Annotated in this window: 17 protein-coding genes and 1 pseudogene; 9 read left to right on the top strand and 9 right to left on the bottom strand. The window is 63.2% G+C overall.

From position 1 onward, the window contains the following. Positions 1-92 precede the first annotated feature (92 nt). The 3 genes from ABVQ20_RS01415 to choX are packed head-to-tail and all read right to left on the bottom strand — an operon-like array spanning position 93 to position 3,425. On the bottom strand, positions 93-1,565 hold the full coding sequence (locus ABVQ20_RS01415) for an amidase (protein ID WP_354457715.1): 1,473 nt from the start codon (positions 1,563-1,565) through the stop codon (positions 93-95). A gap of 19 nt (positions 1,566-1,584) precedes the next feature. Beyond that, positions 1,585-2,490, bottom strand: a complete 906-nt coding sequence (locus ABVQ20_RS01410; protein ID WP_354457714.1) for an alpha/beta fold hydrolase — start codon at positions 2,488-2,490, stop codon at positions 1,585-1,587. Next, positions 2,487-3,425, bottom strand: coding sequence for a choline ABC transporter substrate-binding protein (gene choX, locus ABVQ20_RS01405; protein ID WP_354457713.1), 939 nt, complete (start codon positions 3,423-3,425; stop codon positions 2,487-2,489). The genes ABVQ20_RS01410 and choX overlap by 4 nt, the downstream gene beginning before the upstream one ends. A 118-nt stretch (positions 3,426-3,543) precedes the next feature. Between choX and betI the strand changes: the two genes are divergently transcribed. Beyond that, complete coding sequence (gene betI, locus ABVQ20_RS01400; protein WP_354457712.1) at positions 3,544-4,137, top strand: choline-binding transcriptional repressor BetI; 594 nt, start codon at positions 3,544-3,546, stop codon at positions 4,135-4,137. Between the two features lie 18 nt (positions 4,138-4,155). Here the strand turns inward: betI and ABVQ20_RS01395 are convergent, their stop codons facing one another. Next, on the bottom strand, positions 4,156-4,935 hold the full coding sequence (locus ABVQ20_RS01395; protein WP_354457711.1) for a DUF2270 domain-containing protein: 780 nt from the start codon (positions 4,933-4,935) through the stop codon (positions 4,156-4,158). Between the two features lie 231 nt (positions 4,936-5,166). On the opposite strand from ABVQ20_RS01395, the gene ABVQ20_RS01390 reads away from it, so the two are divergent. From ABVQ20_RS01390 to ABVQ20_RS01375, 4 genes are read left to right on the top strand one after another with little or no spacing between them, the layout of a single operon-like run. After that, a complete protein-coding gene (locus tag ABVQ20_RS01390) occupies positions 5,167-5,568 on the top strand; it encodes an EF-hand domain-containing protein (protein ID WP_354457710.1) in 402 nt (133 codons plus the stop codon). A gap of 21 nt (positions 5,569-5,589) precedes the next feature. After that, complete coding sequence (locus ABVQ20_RS01385; RefSeq protein ID WP_354457709.1) at positions 5,590-6,147, top strand: RNA polymerase sigma factor; 558 nt, start codon at positions 5,590-5,592, stop codon at positions 6,145-6,147. A 15-nt stretch (positions 6,148-6,162) separates the two neighbouring features. Next, complete coding sequence (locus tag ABVQ20_RS01380) at positions 6,163-6,657, top strand: hypothetical protein (RefSeq protein ID WP_354457708.1); 495 nt, start codon at positions 6,163-6,165, stop codon at positions 6,655-6,657. Then, on the top strand, positions 6,657-7,127 hold the full coding sequence (locus tag ABVQ20_RS01375) for a periplasmic heavy metal sensor (RefSeq protein ID WP_354457707.1): 471 nt from the start codon (positions 6,657-6,659) through the stop codon (positions 7,125-7,127). Before ABVQ20_RS01380 ends, ABVQ20_RS01375 begins: the two co-directional genes overlap by 1 nt. 82 nt (positions 7,128-7,209) lie before the next feature. Here ABVQ20_RS01375 and ABVQ20_RS01370 read toward each other — a convergent pair whose 3' ends face one another. The 3 genes from ABVQ20_RS01370 to ABVQ20_RS01360 form a co-directional block, all read right to left on the bottom strand. Further along, positions 7,210-7,413 (bottom strand): YMGG-like glycine zipper-containing protein, encoded by a 204-nt coding sequence (locus ABVQ20_RS01370; protein WP_354457706.1) that lies wholly within the window; start codon positions 7,411-7,413, stop codon positions 7,210-7,212. Between the two features lie 117 nt (positions 7,414-7,530). Further along, positions 7,531-8,181: a glutathione S-transferase family protein gene (locus ABVQ20_RS01365; RefSeq protein WP_354462084.1), complete on the bottom strand. Its 651-nt coding sequence runs from the start codon at positions 8,179-8,181 to the stop codon at positions 7,531-7,533. 123 nt (positions 8,182-8,304) lie between these two features. After that, the gene (locus ABVQ20_RS01360) at positions 8,305-9,045 is read right to left on the bottom strand and encodes an SDR family oxidoreductase (protein WP_354457705.1); all 741 of its coding nucleotides are present in this window, start codon (positions 9,043-9,045) and stop codon (positions 8,305-8,307) included. Between the two features lie 97 nt (positions 9,046-9,142). Here ABVQ20_RS01360 and ABVQ20_RS01355 point away from each other — a divergent pair, with 97 nt between their 5' ends. The 3 genes from ABVQ20_RS01355 (at position 9,143) to ABVQ20_RS01345 (ending at position 11,396) form a co-directional block, all read left to right on the top strand. Further along, positions 9,143-10,045 (top strand): AraC family transcriptional regulator, encoded by a 903-nt coding sequence (locus ABVQ20_RS01355; RefSeq protein ID WP_354457704.1) that lies wholly within the window; start codon positions 9,143-9,145, stop codon positions 10,043-10,045. Between the two features lie 251 nt (positions 10,046-10,296). Then, the gene (locus ABVQ20_RS01350) at positions 10,297-10,701 is read left to right on the top strand and encodes an ester cyclase (RefSeq protein ID WP_354457703.1); all 405 of its coding nucleotides are present in this window, start codon (positions 10,297-10,299) and stop codon (positions 10,699-10,701) included. 83 nt (positions 10,702-10,784) lie between these two features. Continuing rightward, a complete protein-coding gene (locus tag ABVQ20_RS01345) occupies positions 10,785-11,396 on the top strand; it encodes a cadmium resistance transporter (RefSeq protein ID WP_354457702.1) in 612 nt (203 codons plus the stop codon). 278 nt (positions 11,397-11,674) lie between these two features. Here the strand turns inward: ABVQ20_RS01345 and ABVQ20_RS01340 are convergent, their stop codons facing one another. Further along, positions 11,675-12,649, bottom strand: a complete 975-nt coding sequence (locus ABVQ20_RS01340) for an AraC family transcriptional regulator (protein ID WP_354457701.1) — start codon at positions 12,647-12,649, stop codon at positions 11,675-11,677. 125 nt (positions 12,650-12,774) lie between these two features. Between ABVQ20_RS01340 and ABVQ20_RS01335 the strand changes: the two genes are divergently transcribed. Then, positions 12,775-13,806 (top strand): SDR family oxidoreductase, encoded by a 1,032-nt coding sequence (locus ABVQ20_RS01335; RefSeq protein ID WP_354457700.1) that lies wholly within the window; start codon positions 12,775-12,777, stop codon positions 13,804-13,806. 72 nt (positions 13,807-13,878) lie between these two features. On the opposite strand, the pseudogene tnpC reads toward ABVQ20_RS01335, so the two are convergent. Further along, positions 13,879-15,447 (bottom strand): annotated as a pseudogene (gene tnpC / locus ABVQ20_RS01330) (IS66 family transposase). Positions 15,448-15,512: the final 65 nt, after the last annotated feature.

Below are 15,512 nucleotides of genomic sequence, written 5' to 3'. Positions count from 1 at the left end.
TTACACGTTGCCGTCGCCGCGACGGTGAAGACTTTCACGTTGTCGGGAAAACCATCCCTTCATCCTTGCCGAAAGCATCCCTGGCCGTGCGCTCAAGGCTGTCCGGCGTGGATCGGCGGACGACGGCCGGTCCAGCCGGTCGTCCGCTCCATTTCGTGCGAGATACGCAGCAGCCGGTGGTCCTCGTTCCATCGTCCTGCCAGCTGGATTCCTATGGGCAAACCGCACGGTGACTGGAACAGCGGCAGGCTTGCCGCCGGTTGCCCGGTGACGTTGAAGATTTCCGTGAATGGGGCAAAGCCGTAGGCGCGGCTGGCCCACGCATCGTAATCCCACGCCGCGCGATCAGAGGCGTCCTCGCTGCCCCGAACGCCCCGGCCGCTGATATCGCCGAGACGCGGCGGCAGGCAGGCCGTGGTCGGCGTCATGATCAGGTCGAATCCGTCGAACGCGCGGGCCATGGCAAGGCAAGCGCGATGGGCGCGGTCGTTCGCCCTCAGATAATCGGCAGCGCTGGCCCGATCGGAACAGTCCAGCGCATGGCGGCTCAGGCTTTCGATCTCGTCGGGTCGCGGCATGCGCCCGGTCTCGCGCGCCCGTTCATGGATGATCCGCGCGACCTCCGACATCCAGAACAGGTTCCATTCCGCGCCGCCATCGGCCTCGGATGGAAGCCGTGCCTCGGTCAGGGTGTGTCCCATCTCCTCCAGCAGCGCCACCGCCCGCACGAAGCCCGCCTCGATCTCGGGTGAGACCGGCGTGCCGTCCGGCCGGCGACATATGCAGGCAATGCGCAGGCGCTCGCCGGGTGAGTCCAGCCAGTCCAGATAGGACGGCACCGGCTTCACCAGCCTGCTTCGCGAGCCCGGTTCCGGGCCGCCGGTGATGTCCAGCATCGCGGCGCTGTCGCGCACCGAGCGCGACAGGACATTCTCGGCGTAGAGCCCGCCACCCACCTCGCCGCGATCGGGGCCGACGGGATTGAGCCCGCGCGTCGGCTTCAATCCGAACACGCCGCAGCAGGCCGCGGGCACGCGGATCGACCCGCCAATGTCGGAACCATGCGCCACCGGCACCATCCCGCTCGCGACAGCGGCGGCCGCACCGCCGCTCGAGCCGCCTGCGGTTACCGACAGGTCCCAGGGGTTCAGGGTTGGGCCGCGAAAGCCGGGCTCGGTGACGAAATCGCCGGCGAATTCCGGCGTGTTGGTCTTGCCCAGCAGGACAAGGCCGCCGGCCCGCCAGCGGCGCGCGATCTCGCTGTCGGACCTCGGCGCGGCGTCCTTGAAATAGCGCGACGAATGCGTCGTCGGCCATTCCCGCACATCGACGCCGGTGTCCTTGACCAGCAGTGGCATGCCCGGCAGCGCCGCCTGCCGGTCGCAACCCCTGGCAGCCGAAAGCGCGCGATCCGCGTCCAGCAACGTCACCGCGTTGATGACCGGGTTGATGCTTTCAACAGCAGTGACGGCCGCCTCGACGACCTCGCCGGCGGACACCTCGCCCGAGCGGACAAGCCCGGCGAGCGCCACCGCGTCCAGCGCCACGTAGTCCGAGAGTTTCATTGGTCCTCCCGCCGTTCCATCAGGCGACGGCCGGTGCGGCCAGCGCCGCGACATGCGCGGCAATGGTTCGCGCAACCAGTGCCGGGTCTTCCCAGTGCGGATTGTGGCCGCAGTGATCGGCACTCACAAAAACAGCTTCCGGAATTTCATCGCGCAGCCGCTGTTGATGCGTGGCATCGAACAGCGGGTCGTGGCCGCCGCCGATGATCAGCGTCGGCACGCGCAAGGCGCGCGCGCTGGCGGTCAGGTCGGTGCGGCGCACCTCTTCGAGGATCGTGCGCCACAGGGCCACCGGCATTGCCGAGGCCTCCCGCGCTGCCATGTCGAGGAACTTCGGCGAAACTTCGGCCTCGCAGGCATGCCAATAGTCATAGAAGGGATCGGCCGAGGATATCGGATCCCGCAGCGTTCCGACACCGACCACCATCGGATGGTCGTCGCCGATGTCGGGCCGCAGCGTTCCGGCCAGCACCACGAGCCCGCCGAGCAGGTCAGGATATGCAGCGGCGGTCTCGATGGCCACCATGCTGCCCAGCGAATGGCCGACCAGCACCGGCCGATCCAGCCGCAAGGCCCCGATCAGCCCGGCGATATCGGCAGCGAAATCCGCGGGGCTCAAGCCCCTCGTCCCCGCCGGCGAAGCGCCGTGACCGCGCAGGTCCGGAATGATGAGCCGGCGGCCGGTGAGATGCGGCGCCATTAGCGAGAAGCTGCGGCTGGTGTCTGTGAAGCCATGCACCAGCACCAGCGCCGGCCCTTCGCCGGGGTTCACGTTCCCGGCGATGTCGACATAGGCGATGTCGGCGCTGGCGATCTCGACGTTTCCCGTCGAGACGCTGGCGATATCGACGTTTCCCGTCGAGACGCCGGCGATATCGACATGACGCTTGGCGCGCGCCCAGCCTTGCTGGTCTACCACCCTCACAGGCCGAGCTTCTGCTTCACGGCCTCCAGCCCGGGCTTGCCGTCGAATGTCGTGACCCCGGCCAGCCAGGCGTCGAGCCTGCCCGGATTCTCCTTGATCGCCTTCAGCCCGGCTTCTTCCGGCTTCATGCCGTCATTGATCAGATAGCCCATGCCGGCATTCTCGAAATCAACGTCGAAGGCGAGATTCTTGAGCAATTGCCCGACATTGGGACATTCGGCGAGATAGCCCTTGCGCACCTGCGTCGTCACGGTCGCGGCGCCCAGATTTGGTCCATAGAACTTGTCGCCGCCGGTCAGATATTTGAAATCATACATCCGGTTCATCGGGTGCGGCGCCCAGCCCTGGAAGACGATGAAGCGCTTTTCCTTGATCTGGTAGCCGACCTCCGAGAGCATGCCGGCCTCGCTGGACTCAACCACTTCCCAACCCTTGAGATCGAGCGACGGATCGGCGATGGCGTCCATCATCAGCTGGTTCGAACCGGGCTCGATGCCGTACATCTTCTTGCCGAACTTGTCGGCGAACTTGTGCAGATCGGCGAAATCCTTGACCCCGGCCTCCCAGACATAGGTCGGCACGGCGAAAGTATATTTGGCGCCGGTGAGGTTGACCCGCACATCGTCGACCGAGCCCTCCTTCTTGTAGGGCTCGTAATAGGTAACCATGGCCGGGTCCCAATAGCCGAGGAACACGTCCAGATCCTTGTTCTTCAGGGATTCATAGATGACGTTGATGCCGAGCAGCGAACTGTCCGCCTTGTAGCCCAGCGCGTCAAACAGGACGCTGGCGACGCCGGTGGTGAAGGCAAGGTCGTTCCAGCCCGGCTCGGCCATGCGCACGGCCTGGCATTGTTCGGGCTCGGCCGCGCCGGCCGGCTGCACAGCCAGCGCCAGCGCCAACAGCGAGGCGCCCATTCCAAGGATGCGAAGCATTTCGGTTCTCCTCATTGCGGTCTTTTTGACCGTTTGGTCTAATTATTGTCCCACTGGTCAATTCTTGATCTCGGTGGACGAAAATGTCAACGTGGATTCTTTGAACAGGGATCGGCCGGTGAAGCTCACGCGCATCAGCGATATAAGGCGCAAGGAGTTGCGGCAGGCGGCATTCGCCGTGCTGCAGCGCGAAGGCATTGCCGGCGCGACCATCGAGAAGGTCGCCGCCCAGGCCGGCGCGTCCAAGGGCATCGTGCTGCACTATTTCAACAGCAAGCAGGAGCTGTTCGAGCACGCCATGCGCGAGTCCAACCTCGTGCTGCGCGATGCCGTGGTGGCCAGGCTGAAGCAGGCCAAGACGCCGATGCAGCGCATCGATGCCGTCATCGACGGCAATTTCGAACCGCACCTTTTCCAGCCTTCACTCTGCCACGCCTGGCTGTCGCTGTGCGGCGAGGTACCGCGCGACGAGAAACTGCGCCGCATCCAGAAGGTCATCCACGGGCGGATGCGCTCGAACCTCATGTCGGGCCTGCGCGCGCTCGTTTCCCCTGAGGCGGCTGATGACATCGCCTTCGGCATCACCACGCTGATCGACGGATTGTGGCTGCGGCTCGGCCTTCAGTCCGACGGCGTTACGCGCGAGCAGGCGCTGCGCCAGGTCAAGGGTTACCTCGCCGCCCGGCTCGTTGCCCTGAAGGTCAACGCCTGAGCCAGGCCAGGTTCGCGCTCACACATGGACGTCGCCATGCGACAGTTCCCCATCATTGTCAGGGATGAGATAGGCCGCCGCGAAAAGCCCGGCGTAGAAGAGCACGACCACCACGAGGACGGCCGCGCCGGGCACCGGCCCGAGTGCAGCACCCGTCAGCGCGTCGTGCAGCGACCCGGCGATGCCGGTGCTGGAGCCTTCCTTCTGCAAAGCGGGCGTCGTGATCTTCAGCACCCAGGCCAGCAGCAGGATCAGGTACATGAAGATGTAGTTGCGGCGCAGCCGGCGGGCGAGCGAGGCGCGTTGCGAAATCAGGAAGCGCGGCGCCCTCAGGCTTTCGCCCACGATCGACAGCCAGTTGGAGGCGAAATCGGGCTGCGGCGAGAAAATCTGGGCGAAGTAGTAGCGTTCGAACTGGCGCACGCGCGCCCGGTAGACGTCGAAGAACCGGTAGCGGCGCGCCTCGATCCATAGCAGCAGCGTGATCAGCAGCATGGCGAACAGAAGCACGCCGTGATGCGCGTTGGCCGTCGACAGGGACACCGACAGCATGGCGGCGACCACGGTGATCGCCCAGTTGCTGGTACGGTCCAGCCGATCGCGCCAGCCCGCCATGCGGGCGATCTCGGCGCGATGGAAATGCGACAGCGTGGTGGCGAGTTCCGAGGAGGTCAGCCCGCGCGCGAACTTGTCGGAGACCTGGGGCGGTGGCGGCTGGCCTGTTGGTCTCGCGGTTTCAGGCGGAACCGCCCCGGATGTGGCAGTTTCTTGTATCGTGACGATATCGGGCGTGGCCATGCTGCCTCCCGCACCATGAACGCCGACCGGCCGTTTTCCGTTCCTTGTTGTTCCAGCCGTCGGTGCCACCACCAGTCTATACCCGCATCGATGCGCCGGCAAACGGGCTTGATGTTCGCGAACGACGAAAATGTTCACCGCGATCGTCAGTTTTTCGGGCTGCCATCGACGGAAACGACGGTGACGACCGTTCAATGCTGGACTGACCTGATTATGTGAAAGGACGGACGAATGGATTTCAGACCAAGGCTGCGCCACGCGCTGATCCCGCTTGCGCTGCTGATCGCCTCGCCGGCGGTTGCGGCCATGAAGGGCGACACCGACGGCGACGGCAAGCTGTCGCTTGCCGAGTTCCAGGCCATGACCCGCAAGGCGATGCTGCGCGCCGACACCAATGGTGACGGGAAAGTGTCCTTGGACGAGTGGAAGGCGCGGCCGGCTTCGGCCAAGATGAAGGGCGACCCGGAGAAGATGTTCAAAAGACTGGACGCCAACGGCGATGGCTTCATCGATGGCAACGAGATCGACGCCCTGGCCAAGAAGCGCTTCGAGCGGCTGGACACCAATGGCGACGGCTTCCTTGCCCAGGACGAACTCGACGCCCGCAAGGCGGCGAAGAACGCGAACGACTGACGACGCAAGTGTACGGACAGCATGCCTTTGACCGCCAGGGAGACAGACGAGGAGCTCCTTGCGCGGATCGCGCGCAACGACCCGGCCGCGACCGCCGACATGGTCGCCCGCAAATTGCCGCGTCTGCTGGGGCTTGCTGCCCGCATGCTTGGTGACCGGGGCGAGGCCGAGGATGTCGCACAGGAAGCATTCCTCAGGATATGGCAGCAGGCCGCGCGCTGGCAGCCCGGCACCGCGCGCTTCGACACCTGGCTCTACCGGGTGGCGCTCAACCTCTGTTCCGACCGGCTGCGGCGCCGGCGTGAAATCTATGTCGCCGAGGTGCCCGAACAGGCCGACACCGGACCAGCCCCGGATCAGGGCTTGTTCGACAGCGAACGGCAGCGCACGGTGGAAGCCGCGCTGGCCGCGTTGCCGGACAGGCAGCGTGAGGCAATCGTGCTCCACTACTATCAGGAGCTTTCCAACATCGAGGCCGCGTCCGTCATGGAGATCAGCGTCGATGCGCTGGAAAGCCTGCTGGCAAGGGCGCGGCGCAATCTCGGCGCCTATCTCAAGGGGGACGACGATGAACACTGACAAGGACCGGGATCGATGACGCCCGAACGCTTTGCCGAAATCGTGGGAGCTTACGGCTCCCGCCCCGATCGCTGGCCGCAGGCCGAGCGTGACGCGGCGCTCGCCTTCATGGAGCGAAATCCCGACGCGATCGGCAAGCTCCGCGCCGAGGCCAGCCTGCTTGACGGCCTGCTGGACAGTTCCGTCGTGGCGCCTGCCAGCCGCGAGCTGCGGCAGGCCATTCTTCAGGCGGCCTCCATGCGCCAGGCCGCCCCTGCCCTCAAGGTTGGCCCCAGGCCGAAACCCACGCTGTGGCAACGGGCGGGATTCTGGGGCGCCGGCATTGTCGGCATCGGCCTTGCCGGCGCGCTGGCCGGCGCGATGACGCTGGCCGTCGTCGTGCCGATGATCGGCCAGGCCTATGACGAGGGTGACGCCCACAACCTCACCGCCTTCAATGATCCCTTGCAAACGGTGGATGGGCAAACGGTGGATGGGCAGACGATGAACGAGCAGACGGTGGACGAGTGATGAGCACGAGATCGCTGAACATCATCATCGCCGCGTCGCTTGCCTTCAACGTGTTCTTCGTCGGCGCCGCCGGCGGCGCCCTGCTCTGGTATTCGTTCGGGCACAACAGGCTGGCGCAATCGGGCCAGGGCCTGCGCTTCGCCGCCCAGCACCTGTCGGCGCCGCAGCAGAAGATTTTCCGCCAGATGCTGAACCGGGCGCGGCATGACGCGGCCGCCGATGTCGAGGCGGCACGCAACGGCCGCGCCCAGCTTTCCACGCTGCTGGCGGCCGATGCGATCGACCAGCCGGCGGTGGACGCGCAGTTGGAAGTGGTGCGCAAGGCCGACTTCAATGTTCGAATCGCCGTCGAGAAGGCCGTCATCGATTTCGCAGGAACGTTGACGCCGGACGAAAGGCGCATCTTCGTGCAGGACCTGCGCGGTCGCGGCGCCATGCTGCGCAACGCCGCCCAGAAGAAAGCGCCATAGGGCAGAACACCGAGGATCAAACCTCCGGCGTCTCCTGAACTACGGGATCAAAGGACACCCGCTCGCCCGGACAGGTGATTGTTCACTGGCTGGATCCAACCACCGCGCCAACGGCGGCGCCACCCAGCCCGCCAACCACCGCACCGCCGGTTCCGGCAATGGCGGCTCCGGCCAAAGCGCCCGAGCCGGCGCCGATAACCGCGCCGGTGGCGGTGCGCATTGCGTGCGTCGAGCCGCAGCCGGCGAGTGCGACCGCCATGAAGGACACGATGAGAATTCGGTACATATCTGCCGCTCCAAAGGTTGAACGCGGAAGGTGGAGCGACAAGGTTAACGTTCCCTTGATGCGCGGGATGCAAATCGCGCATTTCCCCAGCCAATTTCAGGGGCGGTTTCCTGGTCCTCAGCCAGCCGATGCGGCGGTGAAAACCGCAAATTGCGCGTCGAAGGCACGCCTGAAGGCAGGCCGCGCTTCGCCGCGGGCGACATAGGCAGAGAGGTTCGGATATTCGCTCAGCATGCCCGATGCGCTCAGCCGGCGCAGCACGCCGATCATGACCAGGTCGCCAGCGCTGAACATGCCATCGAGCCAATCGGCATTGCCGAGCCGCCCCGAGAGCGCGGCCAGACGGTTGCGTATGCGATCATCGATCAGAGGCAGTCTTTGCGCGCTCCAATCCGCGTCGCGCTCCACGAACATTGCCGTTGAACGTTCGAGGATCGGCGGCTCGATCGTGCCGATCGCGGCAAACATCCAGGTGATCGCGCGTGCCCGTGCATTCGCATCGTCAGGCAGAAGGCCGCGATGGTGCTCCGCGATATGGAACACGATCGCCCCGGACTCGAACAAAGCGAGATCACCTTCCTCATAAGTCGGGATCTGCCCGAATGGATGAAGCGCCAGATGCGCTTGTTCCTTCATCCCGCTGAAGGAGACAAGACGAACCTCGTAGGGCTGGCCGACTTCTTCGAGCGCCCAGCGAACCGGCATGTCACGTGCCAGCCCCCTGCCACGATCGGGCGACCGTTCAAAGGCAGTGATGGTGGGGATCATCGGTGTCCTCATCTCGTCGTCTCCCTTCGTCGATCGTGACAAGCAAAGGACGAAGGGGGAACCGGAATTCCGACATCAGAGGTGCGAAAAGTTCTCCGACGTGCGGACACCACCTTCTCCTGCCTATCGGCGAGCCAGCGCCACGGCGTCGGGACCGGCCGGGAACCGCAACTGCCCATATTCATCGTTCGCGGCCTGCCATACGGCCTCCGCCACGTCGGCTTCGGTCGTCACCAGCGCCGGCCGCGCGAAGGACGCGAGTATCGGCTGCGCGAAGGCCGCGTACGGTGCCGGAATGACGTCCTCAAGGCGCAAATCCGTGTTCTGGGAGAAACGCGTCGTGGGGCCGTAGCCGGGCTCGACCAGCTTGACGCGCACGTTGAAGGCGCGCAGCTCATGATCGAGCGATCCGGTAAAACCTTCGATCGCCATCTTGCTGGCCGTGTAGACCGAAGCCAGCGGCATGGGCGTCAGCGTCGCGCTTGACGTGACGTTGACGATCACGCCCGACATCCGCTTGCGGAACTGAGGCACGACGGCCTGGGTCATTGCGATCACGCCGAACGTGTTGGTCTCGAACACCTGCCGCGTCTTGGACATGGGCGTGGCTTCCAGCGCGCCAATCACGCCGACCCCGGCATTGTTGACCAGTGCGTCGATGGGACCGGCGGCGTCGAGGGCCGCCGCGATGCTGTCAGCACTGGTGACGTCCAGCGCCAACACCCTCAGGCGATCATTGTCCTGCAGGATATCCAGCCGTGGCGTGCGCATCGTCGCGATGACGTTCCACCCCCTGTCCAGGAAATGACGTGCGGTTTCCAGGCCATAGCCCGACGAGCAGCCGGTGATCAGTACAGTTTTCATAGCGGTGTCCTTCAGATTTCGATGACGCGGTTTTAGGCCAGGGCATCAGGACCTCCTACGATTGAACGTCCAGATTTCATTTGCTAAAGTCCGAAACATGATCGACCCACTCTCCGAAGTCATCGCGCTGCTGCGGCCGCGCACCGTGTTCGCCAAGGGCATAAGCGGCGCCGGCACCTGGGGCGTCCGCTACACCGACTTCGGCGAGCCCAGCTTCTGCACGGTGCTGGAAGGCAGCTGTCGGCTGCATGTCGACGGCCAGCAGCCCATCACGATCGAGGCCGGCGACTTCGTGCTCCTGCCGGCCACGCCCGGCTTCGTCATGTCGGGTTTCGCGCCGGTGAAGCCGGTGGTCATCGACCCCAGGGCGGCGCCGGCGCCGGACGACGAGGTCCGTCATGGAAACCCCGACGGCGATCCCGACGTCCGGCTGCTCGGCGGCTACTTCGTCTTCGACTCACCCGACGCGGAATTGCTGGTATCGATGCTGCCGGCGCTCGTGCACATGCGCGGCGCCGACAGGTTGTCGATCCTGACGCGACTGGTGGGCGAAGAGGCCCGCGAACACAGGCCGGGCCGCGATCTCGTGCTCTCGCGGCTTGTCGAAGTGCTGCTGGTCGAAGCACTGCGCTCCCTGCAGGGCGAGGACACGCCGCCGGGCCTGCTGCGCGGCCTAGCGGATACGCGCGTATCGGCCGCAATACGGCGGATGCATGGCGACCCCGCCCGGCCCTGGACGGTGGTCGAACTGGCGCGCGAAGCCGCGCTGTCGCGATCGGCCTTCTTCGACCGCTTCATGCGCATCGTCGGCGTGCCGCCGATGGAGTACCTGCTCGGCTGGCGGATGGCCGTTGCAAAGGACTTGCTACGCCGCCGCGACGTGTCGCTTGCCGAGGTTGCCGAACGCGTCGGCTACAGTTCGGCAAGCACCTTCAGTACCGCGTTCAGCCGGCATGTGGGACGAGCGCCAGGTGGCTACGCACGAGCGCTTGCCAGCTAGGGGCGGCGGGATGTCGACGGCCACCCATCTCGGCCATCAAGGGCAGCCAGCTGATCGAATTCCCCAAAGAGCATGATCTCGAAGATGTGATCCGGTTTTCTCGGACAAACGGTACCCGTTTGTCCAGAGATCATGCTCAAATGGCCAAATGGAGCCCGATCTCGATTCCGTCGGGATGCACAGGTTCCAGTTGTGACCGCACCTCATCTTACTTTGGAATGGCATCCCTGCAGAAGACGGGCCAAATCGCCGTGATCAAAACCGACCTGTCCGATGTCTATCTCGGCTACATCTCCTGCCTGAACAAACAGGACTGGAGCAGGCTCGGGCGGTTCGTCGATGACGATGTTCACCACAATGGCCGCAGGCTCGGCCTGTCGGGGTATCGCGACATGCTGGAGCGGGATTTTCGCGACATCCCGGACCTTCAGTTCAACGTCCAGATGATGATGGCCGAGCCATCCCGCGTCGCCAGCCGACTGCTCTTCAACTGCACGCCGAGGGGAGAGTTCCTCGGCCTTGCGATCAATGGCAGGAAGATCTCCTTCAGCGAGAATGTCTTCTATGAGTTTCGCGCGAAAAAGATCGTGCGCGTCTGGTCGGTCATCGACAAGGCGGCCATCGAAGCGCAACTGCGGGCCCTGTTGACAGCGTAAGCTTCGCGCAGCCTGTCGCCATTGAGCGCCGTCCCTTTTCCTCGCAATGATGCATCTGGAATCAAAAGCGGAGAGCGTTGATCTTGGAGCATCCTGTCGGGCTTCTTGGCCTTGCCATCGTCGTGTTTGCATCGACGAACGTCGACGATGTCTTCGTGCTGCTCGGATTCTTTTCGGATCGAAGATTCCGCCCGCGGCAGGTGGCGATTGGCCAGTATCTCGGCATCACGGCGCTCTACGGCACAAGCGTCGTCGCCTCCTTGATCTCGCTCGTCGTGCCTGCGGCCTATATCGGCCTTTTGGGTTTTGCGCCGATCTTCTTTGGCCTGAAGAGGCTCTGGGAGTTGCGGGCCGGCCATGGAGCCGAAGATGATCCGCAAGATCATGAACAGCCGTCAGCGGGCCATGGGAACATCGTGGCGGTCGCCGTGGTCACGATGGCCAACGGTGGCGACAACATCAGCACCTACACGCCGTTATTCGCCACGCGCACGGTTTACGAGATAGCAATCTTCGGACTTGTCTTCGCCGCCATGACAGCGGCATGGCTCGCAGCCGCATACTACCTCACCAATCACCCGACGATTGGCGCACCGATCAGACGCTATGGTCGAAGAGTGGTGCCGTTCGTTCTTGTCGCGCTCGGGGTGTTGATCCTCTACGAGGCTGAAACCATCCAGTTGTTGCATCGATAAGGTTCAGGCCGCCTCGCCGCGATCATATATGATGATCGATACCCTTCGAAGCATAGCTGCGGCCTGAGACTTTAATCGCAGGGCATTCGTCACTTCAGGGTAAGCGATGTGCCGCTCACACGTTGTCGGTAGACTTGGATTTGACGGCAGGGCAACTATGCGTCACAAGGGGCCATCTACGATGCTGGAAAATATACTCTGTTGTGCATGAAACCGTGCCGACATCGCTACAGCCGCTGCAGGCTAGTGCCCCAAGCCGTCGATAGAGGCGGTCACCCTTACAAAGTAGTATCCGTGACTTCGTTCGGAAGCGGCTCTCTCAGAGCATTTTGATCCGAAGCGTACATTGCGGCCCGATAGACCGTCGGCGAACTGCCCTTGATGCGTTTGAATGCATTGCTGAAAGCACTCTCGGCCGTATAGCCAAGCGATCGGGCGACGACCGCTACAGGTGTCTTCTCATCTCGCAGTGCGCGTTCAGCAAGGTGCATACGCCACTCGGCTAGATAGGTCAGCGGCGCGACGCCTGCGACAGACCTGAAGTGGAACGCGAACGATGTCCGCGACATGGCGCATGCTTTTGCGAGTTCTTCCAGATGCCAGGACCGAGCAGGGTCGCCATGCATCAGGCGGAGTGCGGGCGCGATCCTTGGATCGGCAAGTGCCCGTAACCAGCCGGCGGGCATGAGGCTAGCCGTGTCGATGTATGAGCGAAGGATTTGTATGAAGAGCAGCTGTGTCAACTGTGCCGCCGCAAGCCGAGCACCTGGCTGATCTTCGTCTCTTTCGTCAATCAACCGGTCGAGAAGCCATCGGAATACCACCGCATGAGACGATGCCGCCCGCGCATGAATCCATTGAGGCAATATATCTGCGAACAACCTGCCTCGGATCGGGTCGAGAAGAACATGTCCGCCGATATGCGCGAAGTCGTTGCCGTCGCCGATTGTCGCCATCGTCCGGCCCGCGCCGGAGAACAGTTCCATTGCCCCGACGGGCTCGACACTCGGATCGCTGGAAAGGACGAAGCCTCGCGGAACAGACAACAGTCCGATGTCGCCTGTTTCAAACAGAACGGGCTCCGGCTCTCCGCCGAGACTGACCCAGCAACGTCCCTTCACGACTGCGAAAAACTTGATCTTTTCGCTTGCCGGGAAACGGATTGCCCACGGACCGCCGGCGGTGAAACCACCTGTAACGACGGCCTCGGCGTTTGTGAGTGTGAGCACGTCAGAGAAGGGGTCAACTTGCATTCTCGTACTATCGCGCAAGCAACCCGTACTTTCAAGCATTCACAGTGCGAAAATCCCACCCTACCTTAAAGGCACCAACCAGCCGCTATCGATGCGGCATGAATTCAATATCTCTGAGGTATGACATGACCAATGACCTTGTACTCGTGACCGGCGGCACCGGATTCATCGCGCAATATTGCATGCTGGCGCTGCTGAATGCAGGCTATCGGGTGCGCACGACAGTTCGTTCTCTCGAGCGGCAAGCCGAGGTGCGGGATCACCTCAAGGTGGGTGGCGTGGATGCCGGCGATCGTCTTTCGTTCGTCGTTGCCAATCTCACCGACGATCTCGGATGGCCGGACGCTGTCGCGGAGTGCGCCTATGTCATGCATGGTGCTTCCCCAACCCCTTCCGGCGAACAGACCCGCGAGGAAGACTGGATCGAGCCTGCCGTAAATGGAAACCTCAGAGTGCTGCGGGCGGCTCGTGACGCCGGGGTCAAGCGTGTCGTGCTCACGTCGGCTTTCGGCGCGATCGGGGTTGGACATAAGCCCGATTATCGCCGACCATTCGATGAAACCGACTGGAGCGACCTGAACGGCAATGTCGCGCCCTACCAGAAGTCGAAAACCCTCTCGGAACGTGCCGCCTGGGACTTCATCGCTCGGGAAGGCAAAGGGCTGGAACTCACGGCAATCAATCCGGTTGCCGTCTACGGACCTGTTCTGGGGGCGGACTATTCCCACTCCATCAGGTTGATCACCACCATGCTGAACGGACAGCCGGGATGCCTGAATGTCAATTCCTGCTGCGTGGATGTGCGGGACGTAGCAGACCTGCATCTTCGCGCCATGACCGCCCCCACCGCCAAGGGCGAACGGTTTCTTGCCACAGTCGGTGAGAGCATGTGGATGATCGAAGTTGCAGAACTGTTGCGACAGCGTTTGGGAAAAGCAGCCGAGAAGGTGTCAACGGAAGCCTGGCCTGACGAACAGGTGCGGATCGCCGGTGAAACGAACGCGCAACTCAAGGCGGTCGTGCCGTTGCTGAACTACGACATGAATGCGACTGGCAGGAAAGCGGAGCGCCTGTTGGGTTGGGCTCCCCGGTCGAGGGAAGAGGCAATTACCGCTGCCGCCGAGAGCTTGGTCCGGCTTGGCCTGCTCCGCGACTAGGTAGGAGCGAGAAAACCCAACACTGACTTCTGCTGGCGACAGCGCGCCTCGACGGCGCGCTGACACGTCCGCTTAGGGCTGACTGCTGCCTTTGGGCACGCGTAATGCTGCCACCGCATAACTCCACGGTAAGAGTTCCTCTATCCGGCTCTGCTTGTGGCCGTTGACGATGGCCGTGAGCGTAGCGGTCAGATAGGTAAGCGGATCGAGGGCGTTAAGCTTGCAGGTCTCGATGAGCGAGGCGATGGTCGCCCAGTTCTCCGCTCCGGCATCATGACCGGCGAAAAGGGAGTTCTTCCTGTTCAGAGCTATTGGTCGGATGGTTCTTTCGACGCTGTTGTTGTCGATCTCGATGCGGCCATCAACCAGGAAGATGCAGAGACCATCCCAGTATCTGGCGATATAGGCTAAAGCTTCGCCGAGCGGCGACTTGCCAGCGACCCGGGCACGATGAAGAGTCAGCCAAGTCCGCATGTCCGCGATCAGCGGCGCTGATCGTTCCTGCCTTCCAGCAAGACGAGCCTCGGCTTTGAGACCGCGCAGCTCCGCTTCTATGCGATAGAGTTCGCCGATCCACTTCACTCCCTCGTCAGCAATCGGTGTGGAACCAGTGCGGGTGATCTCGACCAGCTTACGCCGCGCATGTGCCCAACAGCAGGCAAGCCGGATATCGGGACCGACGCGGTCTGGTGCGATCAAGCGATTATATCCGGCGTAGCCATCCACTTGAAGGATGCCCGTGAACCCTTGCAATATCCGTTCGGCATGTTGCCCGCCGCGACCGGGAGCATAGGTGAAGGCCACACCTGGTGGAGCACCACCGCCCCATGGTCGGCCATCACGAGCCAGCGCCCACAAGTATCCGGTCTTGGTTTTGCGGGAACCGGGATCAAGCACCGGCGCACGGGTCTCATCCATGAACAGCTTGGTCGAGCGCTTTAGGTCGGCAATCAGGGCGTCGAAGACCGGACGCAGTTCGAAAGCTGCACGACCGACCCAATCGGCAAGCGTGGAGCGGTCGAGATCAATGCCTTGGCGGCTCATGATCTGGACCTGCCGGTAGAGAGGCAAATGGTCGGCGTATTTGGACACCAGCACATGCGCGATGGTCGCCTCTGTCGGCAACCCCGACTGGATCAGTCGTGCTGGCGCGGGAGCCTGAGCAACGCCGTCGGTGCAGGCGCGGCAGGCATATTTGGGACGACGGGTGACGATGACGCGAAACTGCGCCGGGATGACGTCCAGCCGCTCGGACACGTCCTCGCCGATGCGGTGCAAGCATCCCCCGCAAGCGCAGATCAGACTTTGCGGCTCTATGATCTCCTCGATGCGCGGAAGATGGGCAGGAAGAGAACCGCGATTAGCGGCGCGTTGCTTTGGAAGGTGTTTGCCAGAGGGACCATCCGCCTCGTCCTCGGCATGGACGGCCGCGGTTGCCGTCTCAAGGTCCTCAAGTGCGAGATCGAATTGCTCGGGATCGGCCTTCTCGGATTTGCGACCAAAGGCGGCCTGTTTGAAAGCGGCAACCAGCTTCTCCAGCCGTTCGATACACTCGTCCTAACGAACTTCACGAGCCTGTGCCGCGATCAGCAACGCCTTCAGGGAAGCAATATCGTCGGGAAGATTGGCGGCGTCCAACATGGGAAAAGTCTATCAAAACTAGCGTCGCTTCGCCGCCGGAATTTGCCACCCGAGTCATCGTGCCG

It is taken from the genome of Mesorhizobium shangrilense (assembly GCF_040537815.1).
Taxonomy (GTDB): domain Bacteria; phylum Pseudomonadota; class Alphaproteobacteria; order Rhizobiales; family Rhizobiaceae; genus Mesorhizobium; species Mesorhizobium shangrilense.
The sequence above is the reverse complement of the archived record's forward strand: the minus strand, read 5'-3'. Positions and strand labels throughout refer to the sequence as shown.

Bases quoted from the DNA above. Each gene is read 5' to 3' on its own strand.
- ABVQ20_RS01380 (WP_354457708.1), top strand. From the start codon at position 6,163: ATGACGCCCGAACGCTTTGCCGAAATCGTGGGAGCTTACGGCTCCCGC.
- ABVQ20_RS01360 (WP_354457705.1), bottom strand. From the start codon at position 9,045: ATGAAAACTGTACTGATCACCGGCTGCTCGTCGGGCTATGGCCTGGAA.
- ABVQ20_RS01365 (WP_354462084.1), bottom strand. From the start codon at position 8,181: ATGATCCCCACCATCACTGCCTTTGAACGGTCGCCCGATCGTGGCAGG.
- ABVQ20_RS01385 (WP_354457709.1), top strand. From the start codon at position 5,590: ATGCCTTTGACCGCCAGGGAGACAGACGAGGAGCTCCTTGCGCGGATC.
- ABVQ20_RS01370 (WP_354457706.1), bottom strand. From the start codon at position 7,413: ATGTACCGAATTCTCATCGTGTCCTTCATGGCGGTCGCACTCGCCGGC.
- choX (WP_354457713.1), bottom strand. From the start codon at position 3,425: ATGCTTCGCATCCTTGGAATGGGCGCCTCGCTGTTGGCGCTGGCGCTG.
- ABVQ20_RS01335 (WP_354457700.1), top strand. From the start codon at position 12,775: ATGACCAATGACCTTGTACTCGTGACCGGCGGCACCGGATTCATCGCG.
- ABVQ20_RS01375 (WP_354457707.1), top strand. From the start codon at position 6,657: ATGAGCACGAGATCGCTGAACATCATCATCGCCGCGTCGCTTGCCTTC.
- ABVQ20_RS01395 (WP_354457711.1), bottom strand. From the start codon at position 4,935: ATGGCCACGCCCGATATCGTCACGATACAAGAAACTGCCACATCCGGG.
- ABVQ20_RS01355 (WP_354457704.1), top strand. From the start codon at position 9,143: ATGATCGACCCACTCTCCGAAGTCATCGCGCTGCTGCGGCCGCGCACC.
- ABVQ20_RS01415 (WP_354457715.1), bottom strand. From the start codon at position 1,565: ATGAAACTCTCGGACTACGTGGCGCTGGACGCGGTGGCGCTCGCCGGG.
- ABVQ20_RS01340 (WP_354457701.1), bottom strand. From the start codon at position 12,649: ATGCAAGTTGACCCCTTCTCTGACGTGCTCACACTCACAAACGCCGAG.
- ABVQ20_RS01390 (WP_354457710.1), top strand. From the start codon at position 5,167: ATGGATTTCAGACCAAGGCTGCGCCACGCGCTGATCCCGCTTGCGCTG.